We start from the raw sequence: 17,158 nt of genomic DNA, 5'->3' as shown, positions 1-17,158 counted from the left end.
AATCCGCCTAGCCGCCCTCGCTCAAGGTCGCAAGCGGCGACGTAACGCCAAAATATATATGACCGTCGCTGCCAGCGCGAACAGGAACCATTGCACCGCATAGGCCATATGGTTGTTCGGCGTGTCTGCTGCACTGGGAACGGCGCTGGCGCGCAGGCCCGCCTGCCCTTCATCGGCCACCAACATCGGGCGGGCCGGAACAGATTTCCCCAGCAATTGCTGAATCATGGTCGGCTGCTCGGGCCCCGGAACAACCCGCCCGGTCACAATTGCGCCGCCCCAATCCGGCACGGTGAAATCATCCGCCGTGCCGATATCCACCAATGCGCCCGGCCCCTCGGCACCCGTTCGGCATTCCGCCACCATGCGGATACCGGCCTTTCCGTTGCGGTCCGAACCACCGCGCGGCTTGAAACCAACCACATCCCAGCAATTGACGCTGCTGCGCCGGTATAAAAATTCGTCGGCCACCGGCGGCAAGGCTGGATAAGCGACGGGCTGGTCGCTGGCCATATTGCGTTCAAAAAGCGCAATCAGCGCCTCTTTTTCCGCTTTGCGCTGCAATTGCCAAAACCCCAACACCAGCATCGTCACCACAGCCACCGCCACAATGATCGTTGGGATGACAGGGTATTTGCGCCGTGCGGTGGCATCCTCCGTCACAGGGACAGGCTCAGAAACAGGATCAAAAACGGGCTCAGGGGGCTGGGACAAGCGGCGGTCCTTTCCGTGGGGTCAGCTTTCGCGGTTCATCTGTTCTTTGGCGTATCGAAGCGCCAGCCACCCCGATTTGGCATAGCGCACGGAAAATATCACGCCCGCCATGGTCAGGGGAACCCATAACAATATCTGCATCCAAAAAGGCGGGTTCAGCGCGCTATCCACCACAACCGACGCCAGCGTCAGCAACATGACGACCAAAAAGGTGACAAGGGCCGCAAAACGCCCGCCCGCTTCATAAGCCGCAAAATTCAATTGGCATCTGCTGCATCGTGGCTGGAAACGAACCAGTTCTTCAAAAACAGTTTGTGCCCCGCAGCGGGGGCACAATCCGTGAAGAGCCGCACGCCCGATGGTCGGCGGCTCATGCGATGGAGAATTAGTGCGCGGCAATCGGCGCGCCCCAGCCACCCCATACATAGATGACGATGAACAGGAACAACCACACCACGTCCACAAAGTGCCAATACCATGCAGCCGCTTCAAAACCGAAGTGATGCGTCGGCGTGAAATGACCCTTATAGGCGCGGCCCAAGCACACGATCAAAAAGATGGTGCCAACCAACACGTGGAAACCGTGGAAACCAGTGGCCATATAAAAGGCCGAGCTATAGTTGCTGCCGGCAAAGGGGAATGGCGCAACGCCATATTCATACACCTGAATGCTGGTGAAGATCGCGCCCAAAATGATGGTCGCCCACAAACCCTTCTTCAGACCCTCGCGGTCCCCATTGATCAGCGCGTGATGCGCCCAAGTCAAGGTCGTACCCGAGCAGAGCAGAATCAAGGTGTTCAGCAGTGGCAAAGAGAATGCGTCCATGACGTGCATGCCCTTTGGCGGCCATTGTGCGATTTGTGCCGCACCTTCTTGGCCGAACAAGCTGGTGATCGCACCGTCGGCAAATTCCAACGGCACAGGGAATAAGGAATAGTCAAACCAAGCCCAGAACCAGCCCACAAAGAACATCACTTCGGAAGCGATGAACAAGATCATGCCGTAACGCAGGTGCAATTGCACAACAGGTGTGTGATCGCCGCCTTGTGCTTCGGTGATAACGTCCGCCCACCACTTATAAAATGTCAGGATCAGCATCGCGACGCCGGCCGCAAATACAAATTTACCCGATGCACCGAAATAATCGTCGTGCATCCACATCACCAGTCCGCCAAATAATATCATGGCAGCAATTGAGCCGACCATTGGCCAGACACTGGGGTTTACAAGGTGATAATCATGATTCTTGGCACCGGCCATGTCACACTTCCCATTTTTTGCCCCAGCCAGCGATTCCCCACCGCCGCCGGTCTCTTTGATTAAGACTCTTTATCAAGCGCGCCTTAGCTTGGCTTTTTCCCCTCGTCCACAGGGTAGAAAGTATAGCTTAGGGTAATTTCTTTAATATCGCGGGTGTCAGGATCATCCATAATCTTGGGATCCACATAAAATAACACCGGCATTCGCATCTGCTGTCCAGGCTCAAGTCGTTGCTCTGTAAAGCAGAAACACTGAATCTTGGTAAAATATTTCCCCGCCGTAACGGGCGTCACATTGAAGGACGCCGTGCCGGTAATCGGCTGCGAAGAATTATTTTCCGCAATATAAATTGCCATATCGCGCGCGCCAATGCTGACGGTGTCACGCGGATGTTCTGGCCGAAAAGACCAAGGCAATTTCGGCGACACATTGGCGTCAAAACGCACCGATACTGTGCGGTTGAGAATCACCGGCTCGCCCACCATAGCCGAGGCATCCGCCCGCTGTGTGGTGCCGGCAAATCCGGTCACGCGGCAAAATAAATCATATAAGGGCACGGCCGCAAAGCCGACACCCACCATCGCCACCGCCATAAAACCAGCCATGCTGGCGGTCTTCATTTTGGGGCCAATCACGCTTTTCATGCGTATAACTGCATCTTAGCGATGGTAATGAAAAAGAACAGAACCGCAAAAGCAGCCAGCAGCGCCGCCATCACCTTGGCGCGGGACGCCTGACGTTTGCGATATTCCACAATGTCAAATTGCGGATCATCCGGATTCACACTCATAATTTCCACCAATGATCAGCCACAATGGCCCCGAAAACAAGGAACAAATATAGGATAGAAAAGGCGAAAAGACGCTTTTCCGGTAACATCTTGTCATCAGTCACCGTACGGCGCAATCCAACATGGGCCGACAATGCAACAAAGATCAGCGACATGACAGACGCCACCACGCCATAAATCAAGCCCGCATAGCCCAGCGCCCAAGGCGCCAAAGCCACCAGCGCCATCAAAATAGCATAGAGCAAAATCTGCTTCCGCGTGGGCCCCTCGCCCGCCACAACCGGCATCATGGGAATATCGGCGGCAGCATAATCCATGCGCACAAACAATGACAAAGCCCAAAAATGCGGGGGCGTCCACATGAACACCAACAAGAACATCAGCACAGGATACACGTCCAACGTGCCGGTGACTGCCACCCAGCCGATAATCGGCGGAAAGGCCCCAGCCGCGCCCCCAATCACAATATTTTGCGGGGTGCGTGGCTTCAGCCAGATCGTGTAAATAAACACGTAAAAAAGAATAGATGCCGTCAACCATAATGCAGCGTGCCAATTGGACGCGAACCACATCAGGAAAACAGAAAAAGCGGCCAGACCAACGCCAAATTGCAACGCCGTCCGTGGATCCAAACGCCCAGCAGGCAGCGGACGATCTTGTGTCCGCTTCATTTTGGCGTCGATACCGGCCTCATACCATTGGTTCAGCGCACCCGATGCGCCGCCGCCCAAGGCAATGGCCAAAATAGAAGAGAAAGCCAGCACGGGATGCATATGTCCAGGTGCAGCAAGCAGCCCACAAAGAGCTGTAAAGACAACCAATGTCATCACGCGCGGTTTGGTGAGCGCATATAAGTCGCGCCAGTCGGCGGATGAAGACAGTGGGGACATTGTCGGGCTCTGAGCCATTTTCACTCCAAGCCAAAAACGGGCACCCCCTGTCTTAATGACAGGGGGTACACATGATCAGCTAATACGTGGCAGATCGTTAAACTGGTGGAAGGGCGGCGGGCTGGACAAAGTCCATTCCAGCGTCGTTGCACCTTCACCCCAGGGGTTTGCAGGGGCCTTCTTACCAGCAACCAGCGACCATGCAATGTTGATGAAGAAGAACAGCAAGCCAACGGCCATGATCACATAACCATAAGAGCTGATCAGATGCCAAAAGGCATAAGCTTCTGTATAGTCAGGGTAACGACGCGGCATGCCTTGCTGACCCAGGAAGTGCTGGGGGAAGAACATGACGTTCACGCCGATGAAGAAAATCCAGAAGTGCAACTGCCCCAACACTTCGCTGTACATACGGCCCGACATTTTCGGGAACCAGTAATAAAAACCAGCGAACAGAGCAAAAACTGCGCCCAGCGACAACACATAGTGGAAGTGGGCCACCACATAATAAGTATCATGCAGATTTTGGTCCACGCCACCATTGGCCAGCACAACGCCGGTCACGCCGCCTACGGTGAACATGAAAATAAAGCCCAATGCCCACATCATCGGCGTTTTAAAGCTCAGCGAACCGCCCCACATGGTGGCAATCCAGCTGAAAATCTTAATGCCGGTGGGAACCGCGATCACCATGGTCGCAGCGGTGAAGTACATCTTCAAATTCACGCTCATGCCGACCGTGAACATGTGGTGAGCCCACACAATGAAGCCAACAACGCCAATGGCGACCATCGCATAAGCCATGCCCAAATAACCAAAGACAGGCTTACGGCTGAAGGTCGAGATGATCTGGCTGACGATGCCGAAGCCCGGCAAAATCATGATATACACTTCCGGGTGACCGAAGAACCAGAACAAATGCTGATACAAAACGGGGTCACCGCCGCCAGCAGGGTCAAAGAAGGTCGTGCCAAAGTTGCGGTCCGTCAACAACATGGTGATGGCGGCCGCCAGAACGGGCAACGACAAAAGCAGCAAGAAAGCGGTAACCAGTACCGACCAAGCGAACAGCGGCATTTTGTGCAGGGTCATGCCCGGTGCACGCATGTTAAAGATGGTGGTGATAAAGTTAATGGCGCCCAAAATCGACGATGCACCAGCAAGGTGAACAGCGAAAATGGCCAAATCAACAGCCGGACCCGCCGAACCAGAGGTGGAAAGCGGTGCGTAAATGGTCCAGCCCGTGCCAGCACCAAGGCCACTGCCACCCGGAACGAACATCGACGACAGCAACAGAACAAAGGCCACCGTAGTCAACCACAAAGACACGTTGTTCATACGCGGAAACGCCATGTCCGGCGCGCCGATCATCAGCGGGACGAACCAGTTACCAAAGCCGCCAATAATGGCGGGCATCACCATGAAGAACACCATGATCAGGCCGTGCGCCGTGATCATCACGTTCCAGAAATGCTTGCCCTGTACATCACCGGCATTGGGGTCGAAAAATTGGGCCCATCCGGTCAGATATTGAATGCCGGGTTCGGCCAATTCCAAACGCATTAAACCCGAAATGCCACCACCGATAATACCGGCCAAAATTGCAAAAATCAGGTAAAGTGTGCCGATGTCTTTGTGGTTGGTCGACAAAAACCAACGGGTAAAGAAACCAGGCGTATCATGGTCATGATCATGCGCATGATCATCATGATCCTGCGCGGAATATGCAGTCGCTGCAATATCGGTCATCTGTCGGACCCCCTCTTAATTCTGAGCAGCCGGTGCGGCGGCAGGCGCCGCAGCTTCGGTGGTTGCAGCAGCAGGCAAAGCAGCGGGCGTTACAGCGGCAGGCGCAGCAACAACGGCTTCTTCACCAGCAGGGTTGCCGCCACGCGAGCGAACCCATGCTTCCCAACGATCGACTGGCAAAACTTCTACGGCGATGGGCATATAGCCATGATCTACACCGCAAAGTTCCGAACATTGGCCATAAAATACGCCAACCTTTTCCGGCGTGAAGGTCACTTCATTCGCACGGCCAGGAACGGCGTCCATTTTGGTCCAGAAGGACGGAACAGCAAAGCTGTGGATCACATCGGCGGCGGTGATGATCAGTTTCACTTCACGGCCAACGGGAACAACCATGCGGTTATCCACAGCCAGCTGATGCGGCTCACCCGAAGCCGTAGCTTCATCTTTGCTCAGCATCTTGGAAACATATTCACCAATGCCTTGGTCGGGATATTCATAACCCCAATACCATTGATAGCCAGTGACCTTGATGGTCAGCGCATCTTCGCCCGCTGGTTCATATTGCTGTGCCAGCAAACGAATGGAGGGCACCGCAACAATCGCCAAAATCAGCACGGGGACACCCGTCCAAATCACTTCGATCAGCGTGTTATGCGCGGTCTTCGACGCCACCGGATTGGCAGCACGGCGATAGCGCACAACCACCCACATCAACAATCCCAGCACCAACAAGGATGTTGCCACGATGATGGGCAGCAAAATAGAGTTGGTGAACCAATAGGCTGTTTTGCCATTGGTCGAATATTGTGTTTGGAAATCGATACCGGCATCGACCGGCTGTCCCACGCCTGCGACAGGCTTCATAGGGACATAATTTGCATCACCGGCGGGCGAGGCTTGATTATTATTTGCCGTATCGGCCGCCGGAACTGCATCTGCCGTAGCAGCAGTGGAATCAGGATTCGCAGAAATTGCTGCACTTTGTGCAGCCGCATCTGCGGTCTGAGCATAGGTTGTCGCTTGGCAAGCGCCGACGATGCCAAGAGAAAAAGCCGCTGCTATTACAAGGGTTTTCAAGCTTCTCATAAGAATAATGCCGCCCGTTGCCTATTGTTATAGTTCGTATCCTCACCCATCCTCCCCCTATTGCCGGACGGGCGTCCGGGCAGCCGGCGACGGGCTGGACCTTGCGGGCGCTATAGACCCGCTTGCCGCTTGCCTCAAGCATCTCTAACACTATTTTCCAAAGTGCATGATCCTTTGGGTCAAAAGACGCTTATTTATAGGCCATTCAAATAGAAAAGACCGACTAGCTCATGACTGACGACGATATCCTGGCTGAATTCCGGGCTGCTGACGCTCTCCTTCAAGGTCACTTCCTGCTTTCCTCCGGACGACATAGTGAATATTATCTGCAATGCGCCCGCGTCTTGATGGACAGCGAACGCGCTGGCCGTCTGGCGATGGCGCTGGCGACCAAGCTGCCGCGCGACCTGCGCCAAAGCATCGACTTGGTCGTGTCCCCCGCCATGGGCGGCGTGATCATCGGCCACGAAATGGGCCGCGCCCTTGGCAAGCCCGCCATTTTCGTTGAACGCCCCACGGGCACCTTCGAATTGCGGCGCGGCTTCACCATTCCCCAAGGCGCCAAAATTCTGATGGTCGAAGATGTGGTCACCACCGGCCTGTCGTCGCGTGAAGCGATGGAAGCCGTGCGCGCTGCTGGCGGGGATGTGGTGGCCGAAGCCTCTTTGGTGGACCGTTCGGGCGGCAATGTGGACTTGGGCGTGCCCTTTTACCCATTGGTCGCGATTAACTTCCCCACCTATGCCCCCGATGAACTGCCAGAGCATCTGAGCGCGACCAAAGCCGTCAAGCCCGGCAGCCGGAGCGAAGGCGCGTGACCAGCGCCCAAAGCTTTGACCGCCCAGCCCGTTTGCGGCTGGGCGTCAACATCGACCATGTCGCCACCATTCGCAATGCGCGTGGTGGCGATCACCCCGATCCTGTCCGCGCCGCAGAAATCGTCGCGGCGGTTGGCGGTGACGGCATCACCGCCCATTTGCGTGAGGATCGCCGCCACATTCGCGACGCCGATGTGGCGCGCATTCAGGCCGCCACCAATTTGCCGCTCAATTTTGAAATGGCTGCAACCGAAGAAATGCTGGACTTCGCCTTGCGTCACAAACCGCATGCGGCGTGCATTGTGCCCGAAAAGCGCGAGGAGCGAACCACCGAAGGCGGGCTGGATGCCGCTGGCTTGCACAATCAACTGGCGCCCATTGTCGCGCGCTTGTCCGACGCTGGCATCCGCGTCAGCCTGTTCATCGAACCCGATGCCCGCCAAATCGAAGCCGCGATGCGGCTGAACGCCCCTGTCGTCGAATTTCATACGGGCCGTTATGCCCAGTTGGACGGCGAAGCGCGCGCAGTTGAATTGCGCCGCCTCGAAGACGCGGCCGCCTTGGCATGGAAAAATGGCATCGAACCCCATGCGGGTCACGGCCTGACCTATGACAATGTCGTACCCATCGCCGCCATTCCGCAATTGGCGGAACTCAACATCGGCCATTATCTTATTGGCGAGGCTATTTTCACCGGACTGGACGTCGCTGTGCAAAAAATGCGCGCCCTGATGGACGAAGCGCGCGGCTGGTCATGATCATCGGCCTTGGCTCGGACCTGTGCAATATCGAACGCATTCAAAATTCGCTTGACCGTTATGGCGAGCGTTTTGAAAAGCGCGTCTTTACCGACATAGAGCGCGCAAAAGCCGCCAAGCGCCCGTTCACCCGCGCCGGAACCTATGCGAAGCGCTTCGCCGCAAAAGAGGCCTTTTCCAAAGCGCTAGGCACAGGTTTCCGCCATGGCGTCTTTATGAAAGACATTGGCGTCATCAATGCGCCAACGGGTGCGCCAACATTGTCCTTGACCGGCGGCGCTGCACAGCGTTTAGCCGCCATAACACCCGCGGGTTACCGCGCTCATATCCACCTCACATTGACCGACGATCATCCCTGGGCTCAGGCGTTCGTCATCATCGAAGCAATCAAGGACGAATAATGGCGAGGAAAAGCGCCGAGGCAAACGGCGGCACAATGAAAATGCTGCGGGATATCATTGTGATAATTTTGGTCGTGCTGGGCATTCACAGCTTTGTTGCCAAGCCTTTTTACATTCCGTCGGACAGCATGATGCCCCTGCTGCACAGCGGGGATCGCTTGGTCGTTAGCAAATATCCCTATGGCTGGTCCTATGCGTCCATCAGCTTTCATCTGGCCCCCAAATGGTCGGGCCGCATTGCTGGCCGCCTGCCGGAACGCGGCGATGTGGTGGTGCTGGAACATCCCACGCTTCGGATCGATTATATCAAGCGCGTAATCGGCTTGCCCGGTGATCGTCTGTCGATGAAAAATGGGGTACTGAGCATCAATGGCAAGGCCGTTCGGCAAGAGGTCCAACCCCTTTCCCACATCAAAGTCGACCAAAATGTGCCCAGCCCCGACAGCAGCCTGTCACGCTTTGTCACGCGCGATGCCCAAGGCCAGTTGATGCTCGAGGTGCCGATTGTCCGCGAAACCCTGCCCAATGGCGTAAGCTTTGACACCATCGACATGGGCAATGGCTATCCGGGCGATAATTTCGACGAAATCATCGTTCCTGCCGATCATTTATTCTTGATGGGCGACAACCGCGATGGCAGCGCGGACAGCCGCTTCCCGACCAGCAGCAAGGGCTTGGGTGGCCCCGTGCCTTTTGACGCCATTTCAGGGCGCGCCGAATTTATCACTTTTTCCACGGATGGCAGCGCCCAATGGCTGAACCCCATCAGCTGGTGGAACGCCCTGCGCGGTGAACGGGCGGGTATGAACCTGCGCGGCCAAACCAGCCCTGCACCCTAGGTCGCTTCCGCCTTAGGCCATTTTGACAAAGACTATCCAAGGGGCTTGGCGTCATCGCTAGGCCCCTTTTTTTTTTGTGCTGTGCTGTGCTGTGCTGTGCTGTGCTGTGCTGTGCTGTGCTGTGCTGTGCTGTGCTGTGCTGTGCAGCGCCGGCCTTCTCATCGGCGCAAGTCCGCGCCCCTCAAGCCTTGCCGCTCTCCACGGCCTGCCCCGCAGCCGCGCTACGCTCGCATAGCAATCCATCCCATGGCCGAGGAACAGGACATAAAAAAGCGGCCCCACCATTCATTGGCAGGGCCGCTTTTAGGTCCTAGGCGATCGCATCCGATCGCAAAACCGTCAGATCAAGGCTGCGGAGCCGCTTGCGGTGCGCCCTGCGGACCGCCCTGTGCTTGCATTTGCTGCTGCATCATTTGCTGCAACGCGCGAACTTCGGCTTCTGATTTAAAGTCGAGCAGTTCGACCGTGAAATGCAAGGTGCTACCTGCCGGAATGGGGCCAGCCGCACGATCACCATAGCCCAAGGCAGGCGGAATGGTGATTTCATATTTGCCGCCCTTTTGCATACGGGTCAGCGCTTCACCAAAGCCGGGCACAACCTGTGCTACCTGCATCGGCGCTTGTTCATTGGCGTCAAACACCGTGCCATCGGCCAAACGGCCTTCATATTTCACCAACACAACATCGGCCGCCGTTGGGCTGGGACCAGTGCCCGCCTTTACCGTTTCAAAGCCAATGCGCGGGGTAACATTCATGGCAAACGCCGCACCAGCCCCGAGCAGCGCCAATATGCCAAGCCACAAAATCCACAGTCCGCCCTTGTTGACTGGGCGCAATGGAACCGTCGTCACACTCATCGTCAGATCCTTCCCTTTGCCGCGCGCACGGGGCAAAAATATCTGGCGTCCTATAGGTGGAGCAGGGCCAAATGGTCCAGCGAGAAATGCGCCCTCGCGGGATTTACGGCGCTTGTAGCGGCGTTTTCACCCCACATCGCCTATGCCGTGCCCCGTCCAACCGGCCGCGCTAATGGGCATCGCCCGCCCCCACCGACTCGCAGCGCCGCAAATATTCACAGCCCACCCCGGCGCAAAGCAGGCGTTCCAGACCAGTCATTCTGGAACATATACGCCAGAACAGAATGGCCCAGAATCAAAAAAGGCGCTGCCATTTGGCAACGCCCTTTCGAATATCAGCTGTAACGTGACTTACTTGATACCGTCACGTTCCATGCGCTTACGCTCCATCTTACGAGCGCGGCGAACAGCAGCTGCACGTTCACGTGCGCGCTTTTCGCTGGGCTTTTCGTAATGACGACGCAGCTTCATTTCGCGATACACGCCCTCACGCTGCAGCTTCTTCTTGAGCGCGCGAAGGGCTTGGTCGACATTATTGTCGCGAACGATAATCTGCATACGCCGTGTCGTCTCCGTTCCGTCGAACGACCCCATTCCGGTTTCTGACCGGACTGTCTTGAGCCGCCGATTAAATTGGGCAATAAGAAAGAAAGTCGCGGAATGGCGACGATCGAATGCGGCGCTCCTAAAGGGATTCGCCTATCATTGCAAGCCCATATCGAAAAACGGGCAGAAATCCGCCGTGGGCGGAGCATTTCGGTCTTCTCGCTCCCCGCCCCGCGCATCGCTTATCCACAACTTATCCACAGGCTGCATCGACCTATCCGTGCCCCGAATCCGTGCGATTAGTTCATCGCCGCTCATCCCCCTTCGGGCCATGAATTGCACATTGAAGAAAGGCCAAGCCTTCGTCATACTCGCCTATAAATTAGAAAATATGGCCAGTCGGACCGGCCACACCGTGTCCCACCAGCGCCGCACTGGGAATAAGGATGAACAATATGGCCACAGCATTAAAAGCCAACAGCAAATATAGCGAAGCCGAATGGACCGCTCGCCAAGAACTGGCCGCTTGTTATCGCATATTTGCGATGCTGGGCTGGGATGAAATGATTTTCAACCATATCACGGTCAAACTGCCCGACGAAGATGGCAGCTATTTGATCAATCCCTACGGCCTCCACTTCAGCGAGGTTTGCGCCTCCAATCTCATCAAAATCGATATCGACGGCAACAAGGTGGACACAGACAATCCGTGGCATGTCAACAAAGCGGGCTTTGTCCAGCACAGCCTGTTCCACCGCGAATTGCCCGATGCCCATGCGATCATCCACACCCACACCACCGCGACCATGGCGGTGTGCAGCGTCGAAGGCGGTCTGCGCGCCACCAATTTCTATGCCTGCAATTTTCAAAACCAACTGGCCTATCATGATTTCGAAGGCGTCACGGTGCGCGAAGAAGAAGGCAAGCGCTTGCTGGAAAATCTGGGCAACAAGCGCATTCTCATGCTGAAAAACCACGGCCCTGTGGTGATGGGCCGCACTTTGCCCGAAGCCTTTCTGAAACATTGGGTGCTGCAGCGCGCCTGTGAAATTCAACTGGCCACTTGCTCGATGGGCGACCCGATCATCGTGCCGCCCGACGTGGTGGCCGTGCACCAACGCGACCTGCATCAAGTGCAAATCCCAGGCGGCGCGGGCCGGGCGGAATTTGACGCGATGGTGCGCCGCATCGACAAAATCGACACAAGCTGGCGTGACTAATACCCGCCATCGCGGCTAAGGCGAGGCATGACCCGATTCTCTGTCAATGACCGTCCGGTGGAATATCGGATGGAACCGGACACGCCCTTACTATGGGCGCTGCGCGACGCATCCAATTTAACCGGCACCAAATATGGTTGCGGCACGGGGGATTGCGGCGCCTGTACGGTGGACATTGACGGCGAAGCTATAAGGTCCTGCCTTGTCACCATCGCCGAATGCGAGGGACGCTTTGTTACAACCATTGAGGGGCTATCCAAGGACCGCAGCCACCCCGTGCAACAAGCATGGGTGGCCGAACAAGTCCCACAATGCGGCTTTTGCCAAAGCGGGATGATCATGGCCGCACAGGCGTTGCTGCGCCAAAATAAACGCCCCAGCGCGGCGGATATTGACGAAGCGATGACCAACATCTGCCGCTGCGGCAGCTATCCGCGTATCCGCACCGCCATCGCCCATGCCGCCCGTGTGATGCGCGGTGACGAAGTGATCGCCGCCGCCCCGCCACCGGGCATCAACCCCCAAGACGCCGCCGCCGCCGTGCCCGCGCTGAATATTCCCAGCAACAGCGACTGATATCCCCGTGGGTGACAAGCCCCGCACCGCCTGCGACGATATAGTTAAAGATGAACGCCAGCCAACAGCTTGGTTCAGAATCGCCTCAGCCAGTCGATGGTAAAAGCGCATCATAATCTCGCTGCTGGACCGTCCAGATCGCGAGCGGAGTTGAAGCTATGAAAACGCTTGTCGGCGGCTTGTTGATGGCCGCAACCATCCTAACCCCCTTGGCCTCGGCTGCGGCACAAACGCGCGACCAGCATCCCCAACGCATGGAACGCAGCGATAACCGCCATCGCGGCCCATCAGCGGACCGTGGCAGCCCCAATCGCGGTCCGTCTGCTGATAGCAGCCGACCCAATCGTGGTCCGTCTGCTGATAGCAGCCGGCCTAATCGTGGTCCGTCTGCTGATAGCAGCCGGCCAAATCGTGGTCCGTCTGCTGATAGCAGCCGTCAATGGCAAAACCGCGACGCTCAGCGCCAGCAATGGCAACGCCAAAATGATCAGCGCGGCCAGCGTCCCGACTGGAACAACCAAAACCGCGACAATGACCGCCGCAGCATGGAACAACGCCAACGCGACGAACGTCAACGCCTAGAACGCGAACGCCAAGAACGAGATCGTTACGGACGCGATGATCGCCGCTATGACAATAGCCGCCGCGACAACAACCGTTATGATAATAGTCGTTACGGGGACAATCGCTATGGCGACCGCCGTTATCAGGACAATCGTCGTGGTGAGTGGAACCGCGATTGGCGCAATGACCGCCGCTATGACTGGCGCGATTATCGCAACAACAACCGCAACTATTACCGCATGCCCCGCTATCAGGCCCCCTATCGCGGGCACAGCTACAGCCGTTTTAACATTGGCTTTTCCTTAGGCTCGCCCTTTTACAGCCAGCGTTATTGGATCAACAACCCCGGCTATTACCGCTTGCCCCCCGCTTATGGGAATTACCGCTGGGTCCGCTATTATGATGACGCCTTGCTGGTCGATGTGCGGCGTGGCCGCGTGGTTGACGTCTTGTACGACTTTTTCTGGTAAACAGATACGGCAAGGCCATCACCAATCAAAACTTCATCAGGGGCGGGTTTTCTCGCCCCTTTTTCTTTGGGCTATGCAAAAGCAAATCAGCTCTGCCCCCAATAGGGTCCATACCCCTCAGCGACTTGCAAAGCGCGGGCAATCGCCGCATCATCCCCATGAACATGCAAATATAGCATGATGAGAGGATGTCCTATGCCCGCCGTGCGTTTATTTCCGCCGGATCAATTTTTTGATCGCGCATCTTGGCTTGCCATCACGCGCCCATCCGCGTGGCGCGGTTTGTGGCTGGTCGCCCATTGTTGGATTGTCACCATCGCCCTGATGGGCCTCGCTGCATGGTCGGGCAATCCGCTGGCATGGTTGGCCGCGGTCATCTTTTTGGGTGGCCGCCAATTGGGCTTTGCCATTTTGATGCACGACGCCGCGCATGGCGCATTGCACTCCAATCGGCGCGTCAATAATTTCGTCGGTCAGTGGCTGACCGGCGCGACGGTGGGCAGCGACCTGATCGCCTATCGTACCTACCATCTGCAACATCATAAATATACGCAGCAAGCCGAAGACCCCGACCTATCCTTGTCCAAACCTTTTCCAACCACGCGGGCGAGCCTGCGCCGTAAAATCATACGCGACTTGACGGGGCAAACCTTTTTCAAACAGCGGGCGGCCCAATTCACTTTTGCCGCCATCGGCCTAAAAGCCATGCTGCGCGGCACGAAGCCCGACCCCGAGCAAAAAGCCACCAAGGGCGGCACATTGTTTAACAAGGCACCAGAATCGGAAGCAGGGGCCGCTATTTCAGCCCCCACCAAAGATATTGCGGGCGCCATTTCCGTGACCAAAGCCACGGGGCGCTTCTTGGTGATGCAGGCGATTTTGCTGACGGCGTCGCTCATCCTTTATGGCTGGACGCCCTATTTGCTGTGGTTGGCCGCCTTGGCGACGACCTTTCAAGCCTATTTGCGCATTCGCAACATTGCCGAACATGCCTGCACCGCCACGGGAAGCGAAGATCCCTTCAGCCATGCCCGCACCACCAAAGCGGGCCTGCTAGCGCGGGCGACCGTTGCGCCTTATTATGTGAATTATCACAGCGAACATCATCTGTTCATGGGCGTGCCCTGTTACCGATTGCCACAGGTTCACGCCCAGCTTGGCAAGGCAGGCAAATATGACGCGATGATTATCGCCCCCAATTACCGCACCGTCTTACGCCAAGCGACCAGCAAGGGGTAAAATCCTGCTCGACGGTTAATCCCGCACCACGAAGCGCGAACCCGCCCGATCTTTTTCGGCCCTTACGGGGTCAAAGATCATGCCGTTCATCGCTACATAAACCCCCGCCGGCAATGTCTGCACCGCCGCCAAGGCAAAGCCGACATTAAACTCGGCGTCCGACCCACGCACCCGAAATGGCTGCATCGCGCCGGTCATCACAATGGTCTTGCCCGAAATTTGCGACAATAATCGCCCCGTCTGGACCATTGTGTCGGTGCCATGGGTAATCAAGATATGCGCCGCATCGCTGGCCGCCACCGCGTCATAGATGATCTGACGATCCGCATCATCCATATCCAGACTATCTTTGCGCAGCAATTCGGTAACGCGGTGCGCCGCATGCACCCCATTGTCCGTCAAAATCTGGCTTAACGTTGTGGGGCCGATTTGAAATTCTGACAAAGCGTCAAAATAAACTTTGTCGATGGTGCCGCCGGTGGTGAAGATATCAATCATTGCTTTGCCCTTGCAAGCCTATGTCCCCATCCCCCCAGATGTGAAAAGCGGGGCCGATCCGATCAGCCCCGCCCTTTGCCTTATTCTGCCAAAGCTTCGGCAATCAGACGGCGGCTGTTGGCAATGCCGAACAGCGCAATAAAGCTGCCCATGCGCGGACCAGCCGAAGAACCGAGCAAGGTTTCATACAAGGCCTTGAACCAATCACGCAGATTTTCAAAACCATAGGCTTCATTCTTGCCGATTTCATAAACGATGTTCTGCAATTCATCAGCAGGCGTATCCTCCGCCACACCGGCCAAACGCGCATCCAATTCTTGCAAAGCCGCCACTTCGCCGCCCACGGGTTTGCGGCGGTTCAGCGTCGGCGCCACATAGTCGCGGTTATACGCCATGGCATTGTCGATCAGCTTATCGAGTTCGGGATAAGTCGCGGCATCTGCGCCGTCGACATAACGGCCCAAATAGCGCCAAATCTGGTTCTTGGTCACATCCGCGCCCATCACGCCAACCAAGTTCAGCAACAAGCCGAAAGTCACGGGCAATACGTCCGAAGGGATGTCTTCGCCCCGCGCCACATGCACATGATGCACCGGATTGCCCAGCTTCTTATCCGCTTCCTGTGCAGGATAGCTGCCGCGCATTTGCAGATATTCGTCAATCGCCTTGGGCACGACGCCAATGTGCAATTGCTTGGCGGCCTTGGGTTCACGATAAGCAAAGAAAGCCAGACTTTCTTCGCTGCCATAGGTCAGCCATTGCTCCATCGACAGGCCGTTACCCTTGGACTTGGAAATCTTCTCGCCTTTTTCATCCAAGAACATTTCGTAAATCAGGCCGTCTGGCTTGCGGCCACCCAGCGCCTTGGCGATCTTGCCCGACTGCACGCCGCTGTCGGTCAAATCCTTGCCATACATTTCATAATCAACGCCCAGCGCGACCCACCGCATCGCCCAGTCAACCTTCCACTGCAGCTTCGCGCCGCCGCTCAAGATCGATTGCGTGATGGTTTCGCCTTCATCGTCAAACGATACCAAGCCAGCTTCCGCGTCCACCACCGTGACGGGCACTTGCAGCACAATGCCGCTCTTTTGGCTGATCGGCATGATCGGCGAATAGGTCGCGGCGCGTTCGGCCCGCAAAGTCGGCAACATGATGTCCATAATCGCCTGATAATGGCGCAGCACATTCTTCAACTGATCGTCAAAAGCGCCGCTGCGATATTGCTGCGTGCTGCTGACAAATTCATAATCAAAGCCATAGCGGTCCAAAAATTCGCGCAGCATGGCATTGTTATGATGGGCAAAGCTTTCAAACTTGCCGAACGGATCGGGAATCGCCGTCAACGGCTTGCCCAAATGTTCGCGCAGCATATCGCCATTGGGAATATTGTCCGGCACCTTGCGCAGGCCGTCCATATCGTCGCTGAACGCTACCAAACGGGTCGGCATGGCCGAACCGGTCTTTTCCGCCGTCAGCGTTTCAAAGGCACGGCGAACCATGGTGGTGCGCAGCACTTCGTTAAACGTGCCAATATGCGGCAGGCCCGACGGACCATAGCCCGTTTCAAACAAGACAGGCGCGCCATCCGCCTTGCCATCGGGCATGCGTTTCAGCAGTTTTCGTGCCTCCTCGAACGGCCAAGCTTTGGACGTTTGCGCCGCAGCGCACAGCGATGGTTCAAGATGAATTTTGGTCATGCCGCCCCATAGCTTCATTCGCGCCCGAATCGAAAGGGTAAATTCCCAATTCTTGCAGCCCCCTTGGTCAAATCCTTCCCAAAAGACGGACGCAGGCACCCCAACGCCTCGTCACCCCCGCTGCGCGATGTCCACCCATCCCGCCCTTGCGCCACATATCATCATGATTTTTCCGCCCC

General features: G+C 56.4%; 20 protein-coding genes. 8 read left to right on the top strand and 12 right to left on the bottom strand.

All coding sequences use genetic code 11. The features are described 5' to 3' along the window. Positions 1-21: 21 nt before the first annotated feature. The 8 genes from LKO31_RS07005 to coxB all read right to left on the bottom strand — a co-directional run bounded on the left by LKO31_RS07005 (position 22) and on the right by coxB (position 6,493). Positions 22-714 (bottom strand): SURF1 family protein, encoded by a 693-nt coding sequence (locus LKO31_RS07005; RefSeq protein WP_265104544.1) that lies wholly within the window; start codon positions 712-714, stop codon positions 22-24. A 21-nt stretch (positions 715-735) separates the two neighbouring features. Further along, positions 736-1,140: a DUF983 domain-containing protein gene (locus LKO31_RS07000; RefSeq protein WP_227689515.1), complete on the bottom strand. Its 405-nt coding sequence runs from the start codon at positions 1,138-1,140 to the stop codon at positions 736-738. After that, a complete protein-coding gene (locus LKO31_RS06995; protein WP_227689514.1) occupies positions 1,100-1,975 on the bottom strand; it encodes a cytochrome c oxidase subunit 3 in 876 nt (291 codons plus the stop codon). The genes LKO31_RS07000 and LKO31_RS06995 overlap by 41 nt, the downstream gene beginning before the upstream one ends. 83 nt (positions 1,976-2,058) lie before the next feature. Then, complete coding sequence (locus LKO31_RS06990) at positions 2,059-2,619, bottom strand: cytochrome c oxidase assembly protein (protein ID WP_227689513.1); 561 nt, start codon at positions 2,617-2,619, stop codon at positions 2,059-2,061. Next, positions 2,616-2,765 carry a hypothetical protein gene (locus tag LKO31_RS06985; protein WP_227689512.1) on the bottom strand — a complete coding sequence of 50 codons (150 nt, stop codon included), beginning with the start codon at positions 2,763-2,765 and terminating at the stop codon, positions 2,616-2,618. The genes LKO31_RS06990 and LKO31_RS06985 overlap by 4 nt, the downstream gene beginning before the upstream one ends. Then, the gene (locus tag LKO31_RS06980; RefSeq protein ID WP_227689511.1) at positions 2,762-3,673 is read right to left on the bottom strand and encodes a heme o synthase; all 912 of its coding nucleotides are present in this window, start codon (positions 3,671-3,673) and stop codon (positions 2,762-2,764) included. Before LKO31_RS06980 ends, LKO31_RS06985 begins: the two co-directional genes overlap by 4 nt. A gap of 57 nt (positions 3,674-3,730) precedes the next feature. Continuing rightward, a complete protein-coding gene (gene ctaD, locus LKO31_RS06975) occupies positions 3,731-5,404 on the bottom strand; it encodes a cytochrome c oxidase subunit I (protein WP_227689510.1) in 1,674 nt (557 codons plus the stop codon). 15 nt (positions 5,405-5,419) lie between these two features. Then, the gene (gene coxB, locus LKO31_RS06970; protein WP_227689509.1) at positions 5,420-6,493 is read right to left on the bottom strand and encodes a cytochrome c oxidase subunit II; all 1,074 of its coding nucleotides are present in this window, start codon (positions 6,491-6,493) and stop codon (positions 5,420-5,422) included. A gap of 230 nt (positions 6,494-6,723) precedes the next feature. On the opposite strand from coxB, the gene pyrE reads away from it, so the two are divergent. Genes pyrE through lepB form a run of 4 tightly spaced genes read left to right on the top strand, consistent with a single transcriptional unit; the run spans position 6,724 to position 9,309 of the window. After that, positions 6,724-7,311, top strand: coding sequence for an orotate phosphoribosyltransferase (gene pyrE / locus LKO31_RS06965; protein WP_227689508.1), 588 nt, complete (start codon positions 6,724-6,726; stop codon positions 7,309-7,311). After that, on the top strand, positions 7,308-8,069 hold the full coding sequence (locus LKO31_RS06960; protein WP_227689507.1) for a pyridoxine 5'-phosphate synthase: 762 nt from the start codon (positions 7,308-7,310) through the stop codon (positions 8,067-8,069). Before pyrE ends, LKO31_RS06960 begins: the two co-directional genes overlap by 4 nt. Then, complete coding sequence (gene acpS / locus LKO31_RS06955; RefSeq protein WP_227689506.1) at positions 8,066-8,470, top strand: holo-ACP synthase; 405 nt, start codon at positions 8,066-8,068, stop codon at positions 8,468-8,470. The genes LKO31_RS06960 and acpS overlap by 4 nt, the downstream gene beginning before the upstream one ends. Continuing rightward, positions 8,470-9,309 carry a signal peptidase I gene (lepB, locus tag LKO31_RS06950; protein WP_227689505.1) on the top strand — a complete coding sequence of 280 codons (840 nt, stop codon included), beginning with the start codon at positions 8,470-8,472 and terminating at the stop codon, positions 9,307-9,309. The genes acpS and lepB overlap by 1 nt, the downstream gene beginning before the upstream one ends. Before the next feature lie 344 nt (positions 9,310-9,653). Here the strand turns inward: lepB and LKO31_RS06945 are convergent, their stop codons facing one another. Beyond that, on the bottom strand, positions 9,654-10,166 hold the full coding sequence (locus tag LKO31_RS06945; protein ID WP_227689504.1) for an FKBP-type peptidyl-prolyl cis-trans isomerase: 513 nt from the start codon (positions 10,164-10,166) through the stop codon (positions 9,654-9,656). A gap of 351 nt (positions 10,167-10,517) precedes the next feature. Continuing rightward, positions 10,518-10,724, bottom strand: coding sequence for a 30S ribosomal protein S21 (gene rpsU / locus LKO31_RS06940; protein ID WP_003047635.1), 207 nt, complete (start codon positions 10,722-10,724; stop codon positions 10,518-10,520). A 443-nt stretch (positions 10,725-11,167) separates the two neighbouring features. On the opposite strand from rpsU, the gene LKO31_RS06935 reads away from it, so the two are divergent. The 4 genes from LKO31_RS06935 to LKO31_RS06920 all read left to right on the top strand — a co-directional run bounded on the left by LKO31_RS06935 (position 11,168) and on the right by LKO31_RS06920 (position 14,781). After that, positions 11,168-11,932, top strand: coding sequence for a class II aldolase/adducin family protein (locus LKO31_RS06935; RefSeq protein WP_227689503.1), 765 nt, complete (start codon positions 11,168-11,170; stop codon positions 11,930-11,932). A 27-nt stretch (positions 11,933-11,959) separates the two neighbouring features. After that, on the top strand, positions 11,960-12,508 hold the full coding sequence (locus tag LKO31_RS06930; protein WP_227689502.1) for a (2Fe-2S)-binding protein: 549 nt from the start codon (positions 11,960-11,962) through the stop codon (positions 12,506-12,508). A 158-nt stretch (positions 12,509-12,666) separates the two neighbouring features. Continuing rightward, positions 12,667-13,542, top strand: coding sequence for an RcnB family protein (locus LKO31_RS06925; protein ID WP_227689501.1), 876 nt, complete (start codon positions 12,667-12,669; stop codon positions 13,540-13,542). Positions 13,543-13,737: 195 nt separating this feature from the next. Further along, complete coding sequence (locus tag LKO31_RS06920) at positions 13,738-14,781, top strand: fatty acid desaturase family protein (RefSeq protein ID WP_227689500.1); 1,044 nt, start codon at positions 13,738-13,740, stop codon at positions 14,779-14,781. A 15-nt stretch (positions 14,782-14,796) separates the two neighbouring features. Here LKO31_RS06920 and LKO31_RS06915 read toward each other — a convergent pair whose 3' ends face one another. Continuing rightward, positions 14,797-15,279, bottom strand: coding sequence for an asparaginase domain-containing protein (locus LKO31_RS06915; protein WP_227689499.1), 483 nt, complete (start codon positions 15,277-15,279; stop codon positions 14,797-14,799). A gap of 80 nt (positions 15,280-15,359) precedes the next feature. Then, entirely contained in the window at positions 15,360-16,979 is a 1,620-nt protein-coding gene (locus LKO31_RS06910; RefSeq protein ID WP_227689498.1) for a lysine--tRNA ligase, read from the bottom strand. Positions 16,980-17,158 lie beyond the last annotated feature (179 nt).

Source organism: Sphingopyxis yananensis, from assembly GCF_020687785.1.
Taxonomy (GTDB): Bacteria; Pseudomonadota; Alphaproteobacteria; order Sphingomonadales; family Sphingomonadaceae; genus Sphingopyxis; species Sphingopyxis yananensis.
This window is presented reverse-complemented; position numbering and strand designations above follow the sequence as displayed.